The organism is Streptomyces olivochromogenes, from assembly GCF_001514115.1.
Classification (GTDB): domain Bacteria; phylum Actinomycetota; class Actinomycetes; order Streptomycetales; family Streptomycetaceae; genus Streptomyces; species Streptomyces olivochromogenes.
The window spans coordinates 275393-294357 of record NZ_KQ948455.1 but is presented as its reverse complement, the minus strand read 5'-3'; the positions used below and the strand labels follow the sequence as shown (position 1 = coordinate 294357).

Annotated in this window: 13 protein-coding genes; 3 read left to right on the top strand and 10 right to left on the bottom strand. The window is 71.1% G+C overall.

The annotated features are described in order from the left end of the window. Positions 1–264 precede the first annotated feature (264 nt). Positions 265–630 carry an MGMT family protein gene (locus AQJ27_RS16435; protein WP_067368581.1) on the bottom strand — a complete coding sequence of 122 codons (366 nt, stop codon included), beginning with the start codon at positions 628–630 and terminating at the stop codon, positions 265–267. A gap of 186 nt (positions 631–816) precedes the next feature. Here AQJ27_RS16435 and AQJ27_RS16430 point away from each other — a divergent pair, with 186 nt between their 5' ends. From AQJ27_RS16430 to AQJ27_RS16420, 3 genes are all read left to right on the top strand, one after another. Further along, positions 817–3615 (top strand): lysylphosphatidylglycerol synthase transmembrane domain-containing protein, encoded by a 2799-nt coding sequence (locus tag AQJ27_RS16430; RefSeq protein ID WP_201264301.1) that lies wholly within the window; start codon positions 817–819, stop codon positions 3613–3615. A gap of 99 nt (positions 3616–3714) precedes the next feature. Further along, complete coding sequence (locus AQJ27_RS16425) at positions 3715–5259, top strand: alpha/beta hydrolase (RefSeq protein ID WP_067368572.1); 1545 nt, start codon at positions 3715–3717, stop codon at positions 5257–5259. Positions 5260–5395: 136 nt separating this feature from the next. Beyond that, a complete protein-coding gene (locus AQJ27_RS16420; protein WP_067368569.1) occupies positions 5396–6943 on the top strand; it encodes an alpha/beta hydrolase in 1548 nt (515 codons plus the stop codon). Between the two features lie 239 nt (positions 6944–7182). Here the strand turns inward: AQJ27_RS16420 and moeZ are convergent, their stop codons facing one another. The 9 genes from moeZ to AQJ27_RS16375 form a co-directional block, all read right to left on the bottom strand. Beyond that, on the bottom strand, positions 7183–8361 hold the full coding sequence (moeZ, locus tag AQJ27_RS16415; protein ID WP_067368566.1) for an adenylyltransferase/sulfurtransferase MoeZ: 1179 nt from the start codon (positions 8359–8361) through the stop codon (positions 7183–7185). 63 nt (positions 8362–8424) lie between these two features. Continuing rightward, positions 8425–9174, bottom strand: a complete 750-nt coding sequence (locus tag AQJ27_RS16410; protein ID WP_067368563.1) for a spherulation-specific family 4 protein — start codon at positions 9172–9174, stop codon at positions 8425–8427. Beyond that, complete coding sequence (locus tag AQJ27_RS16405; protein ID WP_067368560.1) at positions 9162–10121, bottom strand: NAD-dependent epimerase/dehydratase family protein; 960 nt, start codon at positions 10119–10121, stop codon at positions 9162–9164. The genes AQJ27_RS16410 and AQJ27_RS16405 overlap by 13 nt, the downstream gene beginning before the upstream one ends. A gap of 156 nt (positions 10122–10277) precedes the next feature. Then, positions 10278–11495, bottom strand: a complete 1218-nt coding sequence (locus AQJ27_RS16400; protein WP_235613523.1) for a hypothetical protein — start codon at positions 11493–11495, stop codon at positions 10278–10280. Beyond that, positions 11495–13237, bottom strand: a complete 1743-nt coding sequence (locus AQJ27_RS16395; RefSeq protein ID WP_067368557.1) for a DUF3492 domain-containing protein — start codon at positions 13235–13237, stop codon at positions 11495–11497. The genes AQJ27_RS16400 and AQJ27_RS16395 overlap by 1 nt, the downstream gene beginning before the upstream one ends. Positions 13238–13426: 189 nt before the next feature. Continuing rightward, positions 13427–15007, bottom strand: coding sequence for a dipeptide ABC transporter ATP-binding protein (locus AQJ27_RS16390; protein WP_067368554.1), 1581 nt, complete (start codon positions 15005–15007; stop codon positions 13427–13429). Continuing rightward, positions 15004–16002: an ABC transporter permease gene (locus AQJ27_RS16385; protein ID WP_067368552.1), complete on the bottom strand. Its 999-nt coding sequence runs from the start codon at positions 16000–16002 to the stop codon at positions 15004–15006. The genes AQJ27_RS16390 and AQJ27_RS16385 overlap by 4 nt, the downstream gene beginning before the upstream one ends. Beyond that, positions 15999–17132, bottom strand: a complete 1134-nt coding sequence (locus AQJ27_RS16380; protein WP_067368549.1) for an ABC transporter permease — start codon at positions 17130–17132, stop codon at positions 15999–16001. Before AQJ27_RS16380 ends, AQJ27_RS16385 begins: the two co-directional genes overlap by 4 nt. Before the next feature lie 4 nt (positions 17133–17136). Continuing rightward, positions 17137–18855 (bottom strand): ABC transporter substrate-binding protein, encoded by a 1719-nt coding sequence (locus tag AQJ27_RS16375; RefSeq protein ID WP_067368546.1) that lies wholly within the window; start codon positions 18853–18855, stop codon positions 17137–17139. Between the last annotated feature and the right edge of the window lie 110 nt (positions 18856–18965).

Below are 18965 nucleotides of genomic sequence, written 5' to 3'. Positions count from 1 at the left end.
GCCGGCGCGGAGCGCCGTCGTTGCGGGCTGGTGGTCGGGCGACGGGCGGGAGGAGCGCCGCGCGTTCAGGGCGGTGGCCGCGGGGTGAGGGGGATGCGTGCCGTCGACGCTACGCCGGTGAGCATCATGGAAGGAGGGCTTCCCCTTCTTCCCTCACACCACGTGCGTCCCCCGGCTCTCGAACGTACGGCATGTCACGGGCGTGCCCCGTTTCCCCCGTACGGGCCACAGGTTCCCCATCGCCCCGTCCTATGCCGGAAGCTGTCAGGTGTGACCCTGCGCGCGTTCGCCGCCGTCCCATCGTGCCCGTCTCATGTCGATGCGCGGCAGATGCCCCTCGGAGGCCCTGCTCGCCTCCTTCAGGGGCGTGCCCTCGTCGCGGTAGTGGCCCAGCGCATCGAGTTCGTGGCCCGGGAGCAGCGCGCCGTCCGCGCGGACGACCCGCCACCACGCGACCGCCCCTCCGTAGAGGGCCATCACGCGGCCCACCTGGCGCGGTCCGCCTTCCTCCAGCCACTCTGCGACGTCCCCGTACGTCATCACGTGCCCCGGCGGGATCGACTCGGCGACCTCAAGGACCCGCTCCGCGTACTCCGGCAGGGCATCCGTCGGAAGGCTCTCCTCGCTCATCCGCCCCATCCTGCCCCATCCCACCGACAGTGCGACGAGCCGGTGACTGTGCGTATCCCTCGCCACGAAGGCGCACTTGGGGCAGACTGTGCGCCCCCGTATTTGCACCCTGATGCCCCCGTGTGTCGGTGGGGCATGCCACCATCGTGCGGGCGGTGACTGGTGATACGAGATCAAGAAGAGACGATGAGGCAGCAGGGCGTGCACCCCGAAGACGCGGAGAGCACCTCCGCGGCCTCGTCGCGTCCGGACACCGGCGACACCGGCCCGAAGGACCCGGGCGAGGCGGCGGGCGAGCCCACCACGACGGTGGACGAGGAACCCGTTCCTGACACCCACGGACGAGCGCGGAAGCGACTCGATCCGGCGGACGACTGCGCGGACGAGGTCCACAACGACGAGGTCGAGGGCGACGAACCGCTGCTTCCCGCGCGTGTGCACCGTCCGTCCGACCTGATGCGGCTCATGGTCGGCGTCCTCGCCATCGCCGTGCTGCTGGCCATCGCCGCGTTCGCGCACGGCACCACCTCGGGGCTCGAACAGGACATCAACAAGGGCACCGGCCAGGCACCCGATCTGCTGATCAAGATCGCGGGTCTGGCGTCGAGCATCGCGATCCTCCTGGTGCCGGTCGCCTTCGCGATCGAGCGGCTGATCAAGCGGGACGGGCTGCGCATCGCCGACGGCGTGCTGGCCGCGGTCCTCGCACACGGAGTGACTCTCGCCACGGATCTGTGGGTCGCCAAGGGTGCCCCGAGTTCCATCCAGGAGGCACTCACCCAGCCCTCGCCGGGTGACATCCACGCCCTGACCGACCCGGTGCACGGCTATCTGGCGCCGGTCATCGCGTACATGACTGCCGTCGGGATGTCCCGCAGACCGCGCTGGCGCGCGGTGCTGTGGGTGGTGCTGCTCCTCGACGCCTTCTCCATGCTGGTCACCGGCTACACCACGCCGTTCTCGATCATCCTGACGGTGCTGATCGGCTGGAGCGTCGCGTACGGGACGCTGTACGCGGTCGGCTCGCCGAATGTGCGTCCGACCGGACGGACACTGATGGCGGGCCTGCGGCACGTCGGCTTCCACCCCGTCAGCGCGGCCCGCGAGGACACGCCCGACACCACGGAGAACGGCGACCGCGGTCGGCGCTACTTCGTCACCCTGGAGGACGGCCCGCCGCTGGACGTCACAGTGGTCGACCGTGAACAGCAGGCGCAGGGCTTCTTCTACCGAGTGTGGCGCAACCTGACGCTGCGCGGTCTCGCGACCCGTCGCAGTCTCCAGTCGCTGCGCCAGGCCCTGGAGCAGGAGGCGCTTCTCGCGTACGCGGCCATCGCGGCCGGGGCCAACGCCCCGAAGCTGATCGCGACCTCCGAGCTCGGCCCGGACGCCGTGATGCTCGTCTACGAACACACCGGCGGGCGCACACTGGACTCGCTGCCCGACGAGCTCATCACCGACGATCTCCTGCGCGACACCTGGCATCAGGTGCAGGCCTTGCAGTCGCGACGCATCGCCCACCGCAGGCTCGCGGGTGACGCGATCTTGGTGGATCGTTCCGGCATGGTGATCCTCACCGATCTTCGCGGCGGTGAGATCGCGGCCGGCGATCTGCTGCTGCGCATGGACATCGCCCAACTGCTGACCACGCTGGGGCTGCGCGTCGGCGCCGAGCGCACAGTGGCGTCGGCCGTCGGTGTGCTCGGCCCGGACGCGATCGCCGACTGTCTGCCGCTGCTGCAGCCCATCGCACTGACCCGCTCCACGCGCGCGACGCTGCGCAAGCTGGCCCGGGAGCGCGCCCAGCGCGAACGCGACGCGGTCCTGGAGGCTTCCCGGCAGAACAAGCTCGCCCGCGCGGAACAGGCCCAGCACGCTGAGGCCGCGGTGGAAAAGCCCGGCAAGAAGGCCGTACGCGCGGAGCAGCGGGCCGAGAAGCGGGCGATCGACGAGGCACTGGACGAAGCGCGCGAGGAGGATCTCCTCACCCAGATCCGCCACCAGGTGCTGCGGATCCGCCCGCAGGCGCCGGTCGAACCGGCCCGCCTGGAGCGGGTGCGGCCACGCACACTGATGAGTTTCATCGCCGGTGCCATCGGCGGGTACTTCCTGCTGACGCAGCTCACCCACATCGAGTTCGGGACCCTCTTCGACAACGCCCAGTGGGGCTGGGTCGCCGCGGCCGTGCTGTTCTCCGCGCTGAGCTACTTCGCGGCGGCGATGGCGCTGCTCGGCTTCGTACCGGAGCGGGTGCCGTTCATGCGGGCCGTCGCGGCGCAGGTCGCCGGCTCGTTCGTGAAGATCGTGGCGCCCGCCGCGGTCGGCGGTGTCGCCCTCAACACGCGCTTCCTGCAGCGTGCGGGGGTCCGGCCGGGGCTCGCGGTGGCGAGTGTCGGCGCGTCCCAGCTGTTTGGGCTCGGCTGCCACATCCTGATGCTGCTGTCCTTCGGCTATCTGACCGGCACCGAGAAGACGCCGTCCCTGTCGCCCTCCCGCACGGTCATCGCCGGTCTGCTGACGGTCGCCGTACTGGTGCTCGTCGTGACGTCGGTGCCGTTCCTGCGCAAATTCGTCAGCACGCGCGTGAGGTCGCTGTTCGCGGGCGTCGTACCGCGCATGCTCGACGTGCTCCAGCGGCCCCAGAAGCTGATCACCGGCATCGGCGGCATGCTGCTGCTGACCGCCTGCTTCGTGATGTGCCTGGACGCGTCGATCCGCGCCTTCGGCCACCAGCAGCCCACCACGCTCAGCCTCGCCAGCGTCGCCGTCGTCTTCCTCGCCGGCAACGCGCTCGGCTCCGCGGCGCCGACCCCCGGCGGCGTCGGCGCCGTCGAGGCGACCCTCACGGTCGGTCTGATCGCCGTGGGGCTCCCCAAGGAGGTCGCCGCTCCCGCGGTGCTGCTGTACCGGCTGCTGACCCTGTGGCTTCCGGTGCTTCCGGGCTGGCTGTTCTTCAACCACCTGACCCGCAAGGGCGCCCTCTAGAACCCCGCGCCGACCCTCCCGTACGAGCGGCCCGCGCGCCCTCACCCGCACGGCCCGCGTCCCGAGCGCCCCGCCCCGCACGACCGCAGGATGGGGAGCATGCCGAACCCGTCTCCGCCGCGCGCCGCTGCGCTGGCGCTCTCCGTCGCTGTGCTGTCCGCCGTACTGACGGGCTGCAGCGACAACTCGAACAGCGAGGACCTGCCGGCCCAGAAGCTGAGCTGGAAGGACTGCCCGGCCCCCGCCGAGTCCGAGGGCGGCGGCAACGCACCCTCTCCCCTGCCGGGCGGCACACAGTGGCAGTGCGCCACCATGAAGGCACCCCTCGACTGGGCCGACCCCAAGGGCGACACCATCGGGATCGCGCTGATCCGGGCGCGGACGAGCGGCGACCAGAGCAAACGCATCGGCTCCCTCATCTTCAACTTCGGCGGCCCCGGCGGCTCCGGCGTCACCACGCTGCCCGCCTTCGGCGAGGACTACGCGAAGCTGCGCACCCGCTACGACCTGGTGAGCTTCGACCCGCGTGGGGTCGGCCGCAGCGCGGGCGTGAAGTGCGAGGACGACAGCGGACTCGACGTGTTCTTCCAGCAGGACGCCACCCCCGACGACACCGCCGAGCAGAAAAACCTCCTCAGCAACACGAAGACGTTCAACGCGGCCTGCGAGAAGAACTCCGGGCGGACCCTCCCCCACGTGCGCACCACCGACGCGGCCCGCGACATCGACCTCATGCGCCAGGTGCTCGGCGACGCCAAACTGCACTACTTCGGCATCTCGTACGGCACCGAACTCGGCGGGGTCTACGCCCACTTGTTCCCCAAGAACGTGGGGCGTGCCGTCTTCGACGCGGTCGTCGACCCGACGCAGAACCCGGAACAGAGCGCGCTCGGGCAGGCCAGGGGCTTCCAGCTCGCGCTCGACAACTTCGCCACCGACTGCACTTCGAAGACCGAGCCCTGCCCGATCGGCGACACCCCGCAGGACGTCAAGAACCGCATCGCCAAACTCCTCAAGGACCTGGACAGCAAGCCCATCCCCGGCGTCTTCCCACGCCAGCTCACCCAGACCGAGGCCACCAACGGCATCGCGCAGGCGCTGTACTCCAAGGACTTCTGGGAGTACCTGACGGAGGGCCTGGACCAGGCGTACAGCGGTGACGGCAAGGTATTGATGCTGCTGTCCGACTCGATGAACGGGCGCAGCCAGAACGGCCAGTACAGCAACCTCTACGCGGCCAACGTCTCCATCAACTGCGCCGACGAGAAACCGCGGTACACGATCCCCGATGTGCAAGCCGGGCTGCCGGCGTTCCGGGCCGCCTCCCCGCTCTTCGGCGACTTTCTGGCCTGGGGCATGCTCAGCTGCACCAACTGGGCCGTCCCGGGCGCCGCCGACCACCCGGACGTCAGCGCCGCCGGTGCGGCGCCGATCCTCGTGGTCGGCAACACCGGCGACCCGGCCACGCCGTACCAGGGCGCGAAGAAGATGGTGGACGCGCTGGGCAAGGGCGTTGGCGTCGAGGTGACCTACAAGGGCCAAGGGCACGGCGCGTACGACAGCGGGAACAAGTGCGTGCACAACGCGGTGAACGGCTATCTGCTGGACGGGACCGTACCGCCCGCGGGAACCGTCTGCACCTAGAACCAACGCCATCGCATCAATAAAAGTGCAGGTCAAAGGGTTATCCACAGGCCTCCACGCTGTCGGCCGCGGACGCCTACCATGGCCTGCATGTGATCCGCGGCATCCGGCGGACCACGGGCGAGGGGGGAAGTTCATGACGCGTTTCGCACGGTGGACGGCCGCGGCGGCCGCCGCGTTGCTGGTGGCAGGCTGCGGCAGCGGCTCGTCGGGGGACAGCAAGGACGCGGGGAAGAACAGCGGCCGGCCGTCGGCCGGGGCGCCTTCCTCCGGCACCGCCTCGGGGCTGCCCGCCTCGCTCACCTCACAGAAGCTCGACTGGGGCCACTGCAAGAGCTCCTCCGCGCCGGGCAGCGGCTGGCAGTGCGCGACACTCAAGGTGCCGCTCGACTACGCGAAGCCGGACGGCGAGACGATCGGCCTGGAGCTGATCCGCTCGAAGGCGACCGGCGGCCAGAGCAAGCGCATCGGCTCACTCCTGTTCAACTTCGGCGGCCCCGGCGGCTCGGGCGTCGACACGATGCCGTCGTACGAGAGTGCCGTCGGCCCGCTCCACGAGCGCTACGACCTGGTGAGCTGGGACCCGCGCGGCGTCGCCGCCAGCGAGGGTGTGCGCTGCCGCACTGACAAGGCGATCCAGGCAGCCGAGTCCGTGGACGCCACCCCGGACGACGCGGCCGAGGAGACCGCGTACTTCAAGGACGCCGCCGACTTCGGCAAGGGCTGCGCCAAGGCCGCCGGAAAGCTGCTGTCACACGTCTCCACGACCGACACGGCCCGCGACATGGACCTGATGCGCCAGGTCCTCGGCGACGGCACGATGCACTACCTCGGCTTTTCGTACGGGACCGAACTCGGCGGCGTGTACGCCCACTTGTTCCCCAAGAACGTGGGCCGTCTGGTGCTGGACGCCGTCGTCGACCCGAGCGCCGACACGGTCGGCCACGCCAAGAACCAGACCCTGGGCTTCCAGCGCGCCCTGGACGACTACCTCAAGTCCACCGGCCAGGACCCCAAGCAGGGCTCCCAGAAGATCGTGGACCTGCTGAACCGCATCGACGCGAACCCCCTGCCGACGGCCGACGGCCGCAAGCTCACCCAGACGCTGGCGCTCACCGGCATCGTCCTGCCCCTGTACAGCAAGGAGGGCTGGCCCCGCCTGACCAACGCGCTCAAGGGCGCCGAGGACGGTGACGGTTCGGGACTGCTGGCCCTCGCCGACGGCTACAACGACCGCGATTCCTCGGGGCACTACGGCACGACGACCCACTCCCAACGAGTCATATCGTGCTTGGACGACAAGCAGCGGCCGACTCCCGCGGAGACGAAGAAGCTGCTGCCCGAGTTCGAGAAGATCTCGCCCGTCTTCGGGGACTTCATGGGCTGGGACACCGCGGGCTGGTGCCACGACTGGCCGGTCGCCGGCCAGTACGACAACCCGGAGGTCAGCGCGCCGGGCGCCGCGCCCATCCTGATCGTCGGCAACACCGGGGACCCCGCGACTCCGTACGAGGGCGCCCGCAGAATGGCCGACGAGCTGGGCAAGGGCGTCGGAGTGGAGCTCACCTGGAAGGGCGAGGGCCATGGCGCCTACGGGAGCGGGAGCGACTGTGTCGACTCCACGGTGAACAGCTATCTGCTGGACGGGACGGTGCCGAAGGACGGGAAGGTCTGCGCGTCGTAGTGGCGGGTGCGGCCGACGGGCGCGGACCTGTCGCCGGGCCCACCCGGCCGACGAGCACTCGACCGGCGAGCACACAGTCGACAAGCACCCGGCCGGCGAGCACCCGGCCGGTGAAGACCCGACGCACGGACGCCCGGTCGGCCACCCCCCGGCCCGCGAGCGACCGGCCAACGGAAAGGGGCCCGGCACGCACGGTGCCGAGCCCCTCCCGAAAAGCCGTTCGCCTGGTACACCGGCGCCTAGTAGACCGGCTTCTCCGGCTCGATCTGGTTGACCCAGCCGATCACACCGCCGCCGACGTGCACCGCGTCCGAGAAGCCCGCGGACTTCAGCACGGCGAGCACCTCCGCGCTGCGGACGCCCGTCTTGCAGTGCAGGACGATCTTCTTGTCCTGCGGAAGAGTCTCCAGGGCGGTGCCCATGAGGAACTCGTTCTTCGGGATCAGCTTGGCGCCGGGGATCGAGACGATCTCGTACTCGTTGATCTCGCGGACATCGATGATCTCGATGTTCTCGCCGTCGTCGATCCACTCCTTGAGCTGCTTGGGAGTGATCGTCGAGCCGGCCGCCGCCTCCTGGGCCTCCTCGGACACGACACCGCAGAAGGCCTCGTAGTCGATGAGCTCGGTGACGGTCGGGTTCTCGCCGCAGACCGCGCAGTCCGGGTCCTTGCGGACCTTGACCTGGCGGTACTGCATCTCGAGGGCGTCGTAGATCATCAGGCGGCCGACGAGCGGCTCACCGATGCCCGCGAGAAGCTTGATCGCCTCGTTGACCTGGATGGAGCCGATGGACGCGCACAGCACGCCCAGCACGCCGCCCTCGGCGCAGGAGGGGACCATGCCCGGCGGCGGGGGCTCCGGGTAGAGGCAGCGGTAGCAGGGACCGTGCTCGGACCAGAAGACGGAGGCCTGGCCGTCGAAGCGGTAGATCGAGCCCCACACGTACGGCTTGTTGAGCAGGACGCACGCGTCGTTGACCAGGTAGCGGGTCGCGAAGTTGTCCGTGCCGTCGACGATCAGGTCGTACTGGCTGAAGATGTCCATCACGTTCTCGGCCTCGAGCCGCTCTTCGTGAAGGACCACGTTCACGTACGGGTTGATGCCCAGCACGGAGTCACGGGCCGACGCGGCCTTGGAGCGGCCGATGTCTGCCTGACTGTGGATGATCTGGCGCTGCAGGTTCGACTCGTCGACCTCGTCGAACTCCACGATGCCGAGCGTGCCCACGCCCGCGGCGGCCAGGTACATCAGCGCCGGCGATCCGAGGCCGCCGGCGCCCACACACAGCACCTTGGCGTTCTTCAGCCGCTTCTGCCCGTCCATGCCCACGTCGGGGATGATCAGGTGGCGGGAGTACCTGCGGACCTCGTCTACGGTGAGCTCAGCAGCTGGCTCAACCAGGGGTGGCAGCGACACGGGGACTCCGTTGGTCGGTCAATCACTACAGTTGTTCTCCCCGTAACACTGCCACGCCCTTCTTCATTCCGAGACACCCGTTCCGATCCGCGAGACGATCTCGTCCCAGTAGCCGGGCATCGTCTCCCAGGGGTCGGCCCGTCCACCGTGATCCGTGCGGTCGGTGAAGTAGATCGTGGCGGCGCCCTGCCAGCGGGCGATGCGCAGCGCTTCGTCGAGATGACCGCGCGGTACCCCGTGCACGAAGTGGCAGAAGCGCTCGGGCGGATAGTCGGCGGTCCACTCGGCCACCTGCGACCAGCGGTAGTCGCTCCAGGTGCCGGAGAAGGTCACCAGTTGGTCGGCACTTTCGACATAGCCGGGGTAGGGCTGGGTGCCGTGGCCGAAGACGAGGTGCGCGTCGTCGAGGAGCGTACGGAGCGTGGTGGCCGCCCGCCGGACCTCGGGGAGCGCGGCGCGCTCGGTGGGGCAGCGGTGCAGGAGGAAGCCACCGACCCGGTACCAGTCGAGATACCGGTGTGCGTCGGAGATCACCTCGGCGAAGGCGCGTGCGCCGTACGTCACGTCCAGGTGTCCAAGGACGCGCACGCCCGCGTTCCGGAGTCGGCCGGCGGCCTCCAGACAGTGCGGGTCGGGGCGGGTGCCGGGACCGTTGGCCACGTTCAGGACGGCCCAGTGCACGGGGGTGCCGGGGCGGGTGAGTTCGCCCCACTCGGCCGGAGCGACGAGGGGGTGCGCATAGCCGGGGACGCCGAGGCCGACCCTTAAGTCCGTGCTCGCGATGTCCGTCGCGGCGCTGGTCAGATACGACATGCCGCCTCCATCCAGATATCGGCGAGGGATTCCTCGAGGTTGATCCGGGGCCGCCAGCCGAGCCGGTCGCGTGCGGTGCGCACATCGGCCTGCTGCCAGCTGCCACAGCCGTCCGGGTAGGGGTACGCGACCGGCGCCCCGTGATCCGCTTCGGTGCGGGGGTGGCCGATGGACGACCTCATGGGCCCGGGTGGGCCGTCGAGTTCGTGCAGCGTGCCTCCGTAGCCGGCCACACGGGCGAGGACGGCGGCGGCGTCGCGCAGGCGGACGGCGCGGCCCGAGCCGATGTTGATGACGCCCTGCGCGGCGGAGAGCGAGGCGGCGTGCACGGCGCGGGCGACATCGCGGACGTCGATGAAGTCGCGCTGGACGCCGAGTCCGCCGAGTTTGAGTTCGCCGTCGCCGGACTGCATGGCGCGGCGCAGGGCCTCGGCGAGGCGGCCGAGCGGGGATCCGGCGGGGGTGCCGGGGCCCGCGGGCGAGAAGACGCGCAGGACGACGGCGTCGAGGCCGGAGCCGAGGACCAGTTCGGTGGCGGCGAGCTTGCTGACGCCGTACGGGCCGCCGGGGCGCGGTACGGCGTCCTCGGCCGTGGAGGAGCCGGGCTGACTGGGCCCGTACTCGGCGCCGCAGCCGATCTGCACCAGGCGGGCGCCGCAGCCGCTGCGGCGCAGGGCCTCGCAGACGGTGGCGACGGCGACGGTGTTGTGCCGGGTCAGTTCGCGGGCTCCGCCGCGGGTGGCGCCCGCGCAGTTGATGACGACCCCGGGGTGCACCGCGTCCAGGAAGCGGGTGAGGGCGCCGGGGCTGCCCGAGGCGAGGTCGAACCGTACGTCGGCGTCGTCGCCCCGGCCGAGCGCGGTGAGCTGCACGGCCGGATCGGCGAGCAGTCTGTCGGCGACGAAACGGCCGAGGTATCCGTTGGCTCCGATCAGCAGGACCCTCATCGGGCGGCTCCCGGGGCGGATTCTCCGGTTCGGGAGGTGATCATCTGGCGTTCTCCTTCGGGGTGGTGCCGTGGGTCGGACGGAGCGCCCGCGGTGTCGGCCCCGCGGGAGGGTGCGCCCGGCACGAGGGCTGGACCCTCGGGCGCCGGTCGCGGTTCATGGCGTCCCGCCCGGTGTGGCGTGGGCCGAGGCCCGGGTCAGGGTGCGGGTCGCGTGGATCAGGAGGACGAGCGCCGCCGCACCGCACACCAGGGTTGGGACGGCACCCGGACCCCAGGCGTCGGCGACGGTCTCGACGGGAACGGCGACGAACGAGCAGCCGGGCAGGCGGGCCGCGAAGACCGTGGTGAGGGCGGTCACTTCGGCCGCGCCCGCGGCGCCGAGGACGACGGCCGGGGCGTGCGTGAAGCCGCGCGTCGTGAGCAGGCGCGCGAGCAGGAGCAGCGCGCCGAGGGCGCCCGCTCCGGCGTACGCGCCGGGCCCGTTGTAGGCACCAGGCTCGCTCGGCGCCTCCCGGCTCAGTGCGAGCAACGCGCCCAGGGCGCAGAGGAACAGGGCGAACGCTCCCAGGAGCAGGGGCCGCACGGAGACGGCGAACTCCTCCAGGCCTCGGCTCACGGTCAGTTTGCGGCGGGCGCCCGCGGTGAAGAGGTGGGCGCACCAGGCCGCGGGGGCGCACGCCAGGGCGAGGGCCAGTACGGGTGCGGTGGCCGGGGGCCAGGGGCCGTCGGGGCCGCCTTCGATGCCGACGCTCAGCAGTCCGTCGCCGAACAGGGCGTACACGATCAGCCAGCAGGTCCAGGCAAGAGTGCCGCTCGTCGTGCGGTGCGTGGTGCTGAGGGGGCCTCGGCGCAGCGCGGCGCGCACACCGAGCGTCACCGCGAGGGTGCCGCCGGCGGCGACCGCGAGGCGCGGCTGCCCTTCGGTGAGCCGCAGCCCGGCCACGGTCGCCGCGCACAGCGCGCCCGGCAGCAGGGAGAGCACGGCCCAGTCGGCGCGCGCGCCGGAGTGTTCGGGGGCCACGGGCGGCGGCGCCGGATCCGGGTCGCGGGCCACGCGCGCGTACATCTCCTCGGCGAGCGAGAACACGTCCCGGTGCCGGAACCGTGCGGCGGTGCGGTCGGTCACGCCGTGCGCCTCCAGGCCCGCCGCGATCTCCAGAGGGTCGACGGCACGCTCGCAGAGTTCACGATGCCGGTGCATCAGCGCCTTCACCGGGTCCACGGCACCGCGGCGACCACCGCCTGCGGGTGTGCGCGCGCCCCCCGAGTCGCCCCCCGGGTCGCTCCCCGAGTCGTTCCCCGAGTCGTTCCCCGGATCACCCCCGGCGTCGCCGCGCGCACCACCCGAGCCGTCCCGTACGAGTTCGCTCATCACGCGCCCTCTCCCGCGGGCAGCGGAGCTGTGGCGCGCACCGGTGCCCCCGCCGCCCAGCGCGGGCGTCCCGTGACCATGAGGCGGGCCTCGGTCCAGCGGCCGGGTACGTGGGCCTCGGCCGGCACGCCGAACGGCAGGGGATCCCCCGTGTCGTCCACGACGAGCCGCCGGACCGGGGAGCGCGAGACGATCTCCAGGTAAATGCCGTGAAATGCCGTGATGTTCTGCTCGACCGTGAAGAGTTCGAGGGCTCGCGCGCGGGCCGCCGCGCCCAGGCGCGCACGCCGTTCGGGGTCGCGCAGCAGTGCCACGCACGCCTCGGCGAGCGCCCGCGGATTGCGTGGCGGCACCACCAGCCCCGTACCGCCGATGACTTCGACGACCGCGCCGACGTCCGTGGACACGGTGGCGCGGCCGCAGAACATGGCCTCGACCAGGCTGATCGGGAAGCCTTCGACGACGCTGGAGAGGACGACCACGGCGCCGGACGCGTACGCCGCCGCGAGGCTCGGGACCTCCGGGCCGCCGATCTCCTCGAAGGACACCGGGTTGTCGCCGACCGCGTGGACGCCCTCCGCCTCGTCGGGGAAGAGCTGGGCGGCCAGCGCCTTGCAGTGGCCGAGGTACAGCGCGCCCTCCGGGCCTTCGGCGGGCGCGCCGACGATCCGCAGCCGGGTCTTCGGTGCCTCCTTGCGGACCTCGGCGAAGGAGTGCAGCAGTGAGATCAGGTCCTTGGCCGGTTCGATGCGGCCGACCCAGACCAGGGTGTCCGGGTCCGCGCCTCCGGAGCCGTCGGGCCGCTCGCCCACCTCCGCGAAGCGGGCTGCCTCCATGCCGGGGTGGACGGTGCGCAGTTTGGCGCGGTCGGCGCCGCAGCGCTCCTGCCAGCGGCGCGCGTGGGTGTTGCCGGGTGTGATGAGCGCGGCCCGGTGGTAGACCTCGGCGGCCAGCGCGCCGTGGAAGGCCGCGAGCAGCGCCCGTACCGCGGGGGACTCCTCGGCGGCGGCGGAGGCGAGGTAGTGCGCCCGCAGCTGCACGCCGTACTCCGTGACCAGCAGGGGCACCCCGGCGAAGTGCAGGGCGAGCAGGCCGGGCAGGGCGGCCTCGCCGCCGGCCGCCGCGTGGCAGAGGTCGACCGAGCCGAGCCCGTCGTCCTCGTACCAGTCCAGCGAGAGGGGGCGCAGGGCGCGCTCGATGTGAGCGGCGACGGACAGCAGGTCGGGTACGCGCGCGGTACGCGCGGCGCGCAGTGCGCCGGGCGCACGGCAGGCGCGCTCCAGGGCGCGCACGGCCCCCTCGGAGCGCAGCGCCCCGACCAGCCCGCCCTCGTCGCGGGCCAGTTCCGCGAGCCCGTACAGCGCACTGCCGAAACGGTCCGCCACCACTCCGCGAGAGGCCTCCGACGCCGTCGGTCCGCCTGAGACCTCCGAGCCGTCGAGGACCGCGGGCGCGGCGCACACCGCCGCCGCCAACTCCCCGAAGCACTCGGCGAACCGCCGGCGCGCCCGTCGCCCGTGTACCACGCCGTCGTCCTCGGCCATCCACAGCGGAGCCGTCCGCACCCTGCTGACCTGCGGCGGCAGCTGGACCCAGCCCTCGTCTTCCTGCCGCTCGCTGCGACTGAGCGCGTAGATGTCGAACTCGTGCTGCCCGAGCCCGCGCACGAGCCGGTCGCACCAGAGTCTGGCGTCACCGCTCACATACGGATAGCCACCCTCCGTAAGCAGTCCGATGCGCACCAGTGCACCCCCGATCTCCCTATGGGGAGCCGCCGTTGACCCGGCGGCTCGCAGCGGGAAGAACGTATGCGCACATGGCGGTGGCGCGACGGACGGTTGTCCATCGCGCCACCAAAAGGGGTGAACGGTCGTAACTTTCCCGTGCGGGTCGCGTTCCGTCGCGCTACGAGATCAACCAGTCACGTTGCATCACACCGCCGTCAGCTGCCTCCGGGCCGTCCGTCGCTGCGCCGCGACCTCCGGATCCAGCGCCGGTACGGCGGCCAGCAGCTGCTTGGTGTACGGGTCGCGCGGCGACTCGTACACCTCGTCGGCGGGCCCGTACTCGACGATCCGGCCGCGTCGCATCACCGCGACCCGGTCGCTGACCTGGCGGACGACCGCGAGGTCGTGCGCCACGAACACGAGCGCGAGCCCGAGTTCCCGCTGCAGTTCGGCGAGCAGGGCGACCACCTGGGCCTGGGTGGTGACGTCGAGCGCGGAGACCGGTTCGTCGCAGACGATGACGCGTGGGTCGGCGGCGAGCGCCCGGGCGATGCCGACGCGCTGGCGCTGTCCGCCGCTGAACTCGTGCGGGTAGCGGTCGTAGTGCGCTGCTTCGAGCCCCACGCGCTCCAACAGTTCCCGTACGCGCCCCCGAATGCGCCCCTCGTCCCGTTCCCCCTGCGCGCGCAGGGGATCGGCGATCGACTCACCCACGCTGCGGCGCGGGTTGAGGGAGGAGACGGGGTCCTGGAAGACCATCTGGACGTCCGGTCGCACGCCTCCGCCGGGCTTGATCTCCCCCGCCGTGGGCTCCAGCAGCCCCACGAGCATCCGTCCCAGGGTGGTCTTGCCGCTGCCGCTCTCGCCCACGATCCCGAGGGTCTCGCCCCGGTGGATCGTCAGCGACACGTCGTCGACGGCCACGAACGCCTTCTTCCCGCGTCCGAATTCGCGTCGCAGGCCGCTCGCCTCGAGAACGACCTCCTCCGTCACGGCGGAGGCGGTGCGCGGCGCGTCCACACGGGGCACCGCGCCGAGGAGTTCCTGGGTGTACGCCTGCGCGGGCGCCCCCAGGACGGCGCCGACGAGGCCGTGCTCGACGGCCCGGCCGTGCCGCATGACCAGGATCTCGTCGACGCTCTCGGCGGCGACGCCCACGTCGTGCGTGACGAGGAGCAGGCCCATTCCGGTCTCCTCGCGCAGGGTGTGCAGCAGGTCGAGGATCTGCGCCTGGACGGTCACGTCGAGGGCCGTGGTCGGCTCGTCGGCGATCAGCAGGTCGGGTTCGCAGGCCAACGCCATCGCGATCAGCGCGCGCTGGCGCATACCGCCGCTGAACTCGTGCGGGCGGGAGCGCGCCCGGCGCGCGGCGTCCGGGATGCCGACGCGGTCGAGCACCTCGACGGCACGCGCGCGTGCGGCACGCCGGGAGGCCTTCACATGCACCCGGTACACCTCGGCGATCTGGTCGCCGACCGCGTAGTACGGGTCGAGGGACGACAGGGGGTCCTGGAAGACCATGGCGGCCTTCCCGCCGCGCAGCCGCCGCAGTTCGGCGTCGGGCGCCTCCTGTACGTCGATGCCGGCCACGCGCACCGAGCCGCCGACGTCGGCTCCCGTGCCGCGATGCAGCCCCAGAAGGGCCGAGGCGACCGTGGACTTGCCCGAGCCGGACTCGCCGACCAGACCCAGCGCGGCACCCTTCTCCAGCCGGAAGGACAGGCCGTCGACGGCGCGCAGCGATCCGAACCCGACCGTCAGGTCGGTGACTTCCACCAAGCTCATACGAGCACCACCCGTCGGTCGGCCACCGCGTACAGCACGTCCGCGACGGCGTTGGCGATGACCACGAAGAAGCCGATGACCAGGACCATGCCGACGACCACCGGGAGGTCGACGACGTTCACCGCGTGCACCAGCTCCTGTCCGATGCCGGGCAGCCCGAAGAGCGTCTCGGTGAGCACCGCGCCGCCGACCGCCGAGCCGACGTTGTTGGCGTTCAGCGCGATGATCGGCGCGAACGCCCCGCGCAGCGCGTGCCGCCCGATGATCGACCGCTCGCCGACGCCGTACGCACGGAAGGTCCGGATGTGGTCCTCGGCGAGGGTCTCCAGCATCGCGGCCCTGGTCAGCCGGGCGAACGCGGCGGCCTCGATGAGAGCGAGGGAGAGCCAGGGCAGCAGCAGGTTCCAGGCCCACTGTTCGGGGTCGTCGGTGAGGCCGACGTACTGCGGGAAGGGCAGCAGTTGCAACTGGCCGCAGACGACGATCATGAGCACCAGGCCGATCACGAAGACCGGCGTGGCGACGCCCGCGAGGGTGATGCCGGTCAGTACGCGCTCGGTGAGCCGGCCGCGCCGCCACGCGGAGAGGATGCCGGTGCCGACGCCGAGGATCAGCCACAGCACCATCGCGCCGAACACGAGGGACAGGCTGACCGGCAGCTTCGCCAGGATCAGCTGGGTGACCTGGGTGTCGCCCTGGTACGACAGGCCGAGGCAGGGCGCCGAGCAGTGCTCCACCGAGGTGCCGGTGGAGAAGTCCTGGCCGACGAGGATGCCCTGCAGGAAGTGCCAGTAGCGCACGTACAGCGGGTCGTCGAGCCTCAGCTGCTGGGCGACCTGGTGCACTTGTTCCGGAGAGCAGCGCGGGCCGCAGGTGATCTGGGCGACGTTGCCGGGGGTGGCGTAGAAGACGACGTAGACGATCACCGAGATGGCGAGCAAGGTGATCACGGTGCCGACGGCGCGGCGCAGGACGAATCCTCCGAAGCCGCTCATGCCTCGGCCTCCTTCTTGGCGCTCGCGTCGGCCGTGGCCTTCTTGGAGTCCGCTTCCGTCGCGGCCATCTTGGCGCTCGCGTCCGCCGTGGCCTTCTTGGAGTCCGCGTCCGCCGTGGCCTTCTTGGAGTCCGCGTCCGCCTTGGCCTCTCGCTTGCGGCCCGTGCCGACGCGCAGGCGCGAGGCCGCGCGCGGGTCCAGGGCCGTGCGGACGCCGTCGCCGAGGACGGTCAGGGCCAGCACGGTCACCAAGAGCGCCCCGGCGGGCAGCAGCAGGTACTGCGGAGCCGCCTGGTACCAGACGTTGGCGGCCGTGAGCATCTGCCCCCAGGACGGCGTCGGGGGCTTCACTCCCACGCCGAGGAAGGACAGCGCGGCCTCGGCGGAGATGTTCATCGGCACGAGGAGCGCGGCATAGGTGATGACGGGGGCGGCCAGTCCGGGCAGGAGTTCGCGGCGCGCGATGCGCCAGGTGTTCCAGCCGCTGAGCCGCGCGGCGGAGACGTAGTCCAGCCCCTTGAGGGTGAGGGTCTGGGCGCGCACGATCTTCGCGGTGTTGCCCCAGGCGATCAGTCCGATGACGAACGCGACCAGCAAGGGCCGCGGGAAGCTGCTGGGCACGATCGCCAGCAGGGCCAGCGACATGATCATCAACGGCATCGCGACGAAGATGTCGGTGATCCGGCTCAACAGTTGATCGATCCATCGGTTGCCGAGTGCGGCCGCGACGCCCACCACGACACCGACGAGGACCTGTACGACGGTGGCCCCCAGCGCGACTCCCAGCGAGACCCGGGCGCCGTACACGAGCCGGGCGAAGAGGTCACGGCCTGTCTGCGGTTCGACGCCGAGCCAGTGGTCGCCGCTGACGCCGCCGAACGAACCCACGGGCACACCGCCGCGCGCCGAGTCGATGAGGGACGGGTGGTAGGTGGTCGGGTCCTGGCCCTCGATCGCGGTCAGCAGCGGCGCGGCGAGCGCGAGCAGGACGAGCAGCGCGACGACGCCCGCCGCGACGAGGGCGGCGCGCTGCGTGCGCAGCCGCCGCCAGAACTGACGGGCCCCCGAGGCCCCCGGGACGGACGCGAGGTCCGTCCCGGGGGCCTGAGAGGCGACGATTGCCTCGCTCACGGCGCTACTTCACCGCGACCTGGGAGATGTCCAGCACGCCGGTCCAGTCGCTGATCACGATGTTCTTGACCGCGCTGCCGTACAGACGCTTGTAGACGGGGTGGAACAGCGGCACGGTCAGGGCCTGCTCGCCGATCTTCTTGTCCAGTGCGCCCCAGCGCTGGGCGGCCTCGTCGAGATTCGTCAACTTGTTGATCGCGTCGATCTCACCATTGACGGACTTGTCGTCGAGGAAGCCGGTGTTGAAGTTCGCGCCGTCCTTGACGATCTGGCGGCCGTCGAAGATCGGGGCCAGGAAGGGACCGCCGGAGGGCCAGTCGGCACCCCAGTGGGCGAGGAAGAAGCCCGGCTCGCTCTTGACGCTGTGGATCTTGTCCTTGTAGTCGTTGACCTCCAGGCCCTGGAGCTTGACCGTGATACCGGCCTTCTTCAGGGCGTCCTGGAGGGCGGTCGCGATCTCCGGGCTGGTCTCGAAGTCCTTGTCGTTGGAGTGCGTGAGGGTGACGGTGATCCCGTTCGGGTGACCGGCCTCCTTCAGCAGTTCCTTGGCCTTGGCCGGGTTGCCGGACGCGCCCGCCGGGAAGTGGTCGTAGGGCGTGTAGCCGAAGGACTTCTGGTTCGGCAGGTACGTGGTCGCGGCCTCGGCCAGCGACGAACCGCCCGCCGCGTTGATCACCGACGAACGGTCGACGGCGTACGCGATCGCCTGCCGCACCTTCGGGTCGTCGAACGGCTTCACCTTCGGGTTGAAGGCGATGTAGTTGGTGTAGCCGAAGTGCCCGGTGCCGACGCGCGCCGCCAGCGCCTTGTCGCCCGTCACCTTGGCCAGCTCGGCCGGACCGAGGTTGGTGTCCGTGGTGACGGCGGCGGCATCCGCGGCCTGCGACGCGGACAGCCGCTGGTTGATCACGGAGGAGTCCAGACCCGACCGTACGTCGATCTTGTCCGGGTAGGCCTTGCGCTCGGCGTCGGTCGCCGCGGACCAGTAGGTGTTGCGCTCCAGGGTGAGCCGCTCGCCGTCGTTCTCGTTCTTGACGACCTTGTACGGGCCGGAGGAGATCGGGTGCTCCTCGTACTTCGTGCCCTTGTCCTTGGCCTTCGGGACCGGCGTGAACTGGGTCTGCGTGGCGAGGTAGGGGAACTCGCCCTCGGGCTTGTTCAGGTGGAAGACGATGGTCAGATCGTCCGGGGTCTCGATCGAGGCGAGGCCCTTCTTGTCCTTGTAAGGCCCCTGGTAGTCGGCGCCACCGATCAGCCAGTCCCGCAGGTAGGGCGCGCCGCCGGAGAGCTCGGCCGCGAAGGAACGCTCGATGCCGTACTTGATGTCGGCGGAGGTGATCGGCGTACCGTCCTCGTACTTGAGGCCCTTCTTCAGGGTGTACGTCCACACGGTCGCGTTCTCGCTCGGGCGGCCGGTGTCGGTGGCGAGGTCGGGGACGACCTTGGCGCCGGCGGCCCCGCTCTCGCGGTTGCGCGTGGTCAGCGTACGGAAGACGAGGGAGGGGACGTTGCCGCCGCCGGAGGTGTAGAGGCGCGCCGGGTCGAAGTCCTCCTGCGGGTTGGCGTTGAGGACGGTGAGCGTGCCTCCCTTCTGCGGCTTGGAGTCGCCACCGGCGCCCTTGGCATCGTTGTCCTTCGGCCCGCAGGCGGCCGCGCCCGCTGCCACGACCAGGGTGACGGATGCCGCGGCCACGCGGCGGGCTATGACGGACGGTTGACGCATCGGAAGACGACCTCTCGAATGATGAGACAGATTGACGAGGAGTGAGACGGAAGTGAACGGACGTCTGCCCCGGCGTCAGGTCGTCAAAAAGGTCGCGAAGTCGGAAAACC

Excerpts from the sequence above, each read along its gene's own strand:
- AQJ27_RS16435 (WP_067368581.1), bottom strand. The coding sequence starts at position 630 with ATGAGCGAGGAGAGCCTTCCGACGGATGCCCTGCCGGAGTACGCGGAG.
- AQJ27_RS16430 (WP_201264301.1), top strand. The coding sequence starts at position 817 with ATGAGGCAGCAGGGCGTGCACCCCGAAGACGCGGAGAGCACCTCCGCG.
- AQJ27_RS16425 (WP_067368572.1), top strand. The coding sequence starts at position 3,715 with ATGCCGAACCCGTCTCCGCCGCGCGCCGCTGCGCTGGCGCTCTCCGTC.
- AQJ27_RS16420 (WP_067368569.1), top strand. The coding sequence starts at position 5,396 with ATGACGCGTTTCGCACGGTGGACGGCCGCGGCGGCCGCCGCGTTGCTG.
- AQJ27_RS16410 (WP_067368563.1), bottom strand. The coding sequence starts at position 9,174 with ATGTCGTATCTGACCAGCGCCGCGACGGACATCGCGAGCACGGACTTA.
- AQJ27_RS16405 (WP_067368560.1), bottom strand. The coding sequence starts at position 10,121 with ATGAGGGTCCTGCTGATCGGAGCCAACGGATACCTCGGCCGTTTCGTC.
- AQJ27_RS16400 (WP_235613523.1), bottom strand. The coding sequence starts at position 11,495 with ATGAGCGAACTCGTACGGGACGGCTCGGGTGGTGCGCGCGGCGACGCC.
- AQJ27_RS16390 (WP_067368554.1), bottom strand. The coding sequence starts at position 15,007 with ATGAGCTTGGTGGAAGTCACCGACCTGACGGTCGGGTTCGGATCGCTG.
- AQJ27_RS16385 (WP_067368552.1), bottom strand. The coding sequence starts at position 16,002 with ATGAGCGGCTTCGGAGGATTCGTCCTGCGCCGCGCCGTCGGCACCGTG.
- AQJ27_RS16375 (WP_067368546.1), bottom strand. The coding sequence starts at position 18,855 with ATGCGTCAACCGTCCGTCATAGCCCGCCGCGTGGCCGCGGCATCCGTC.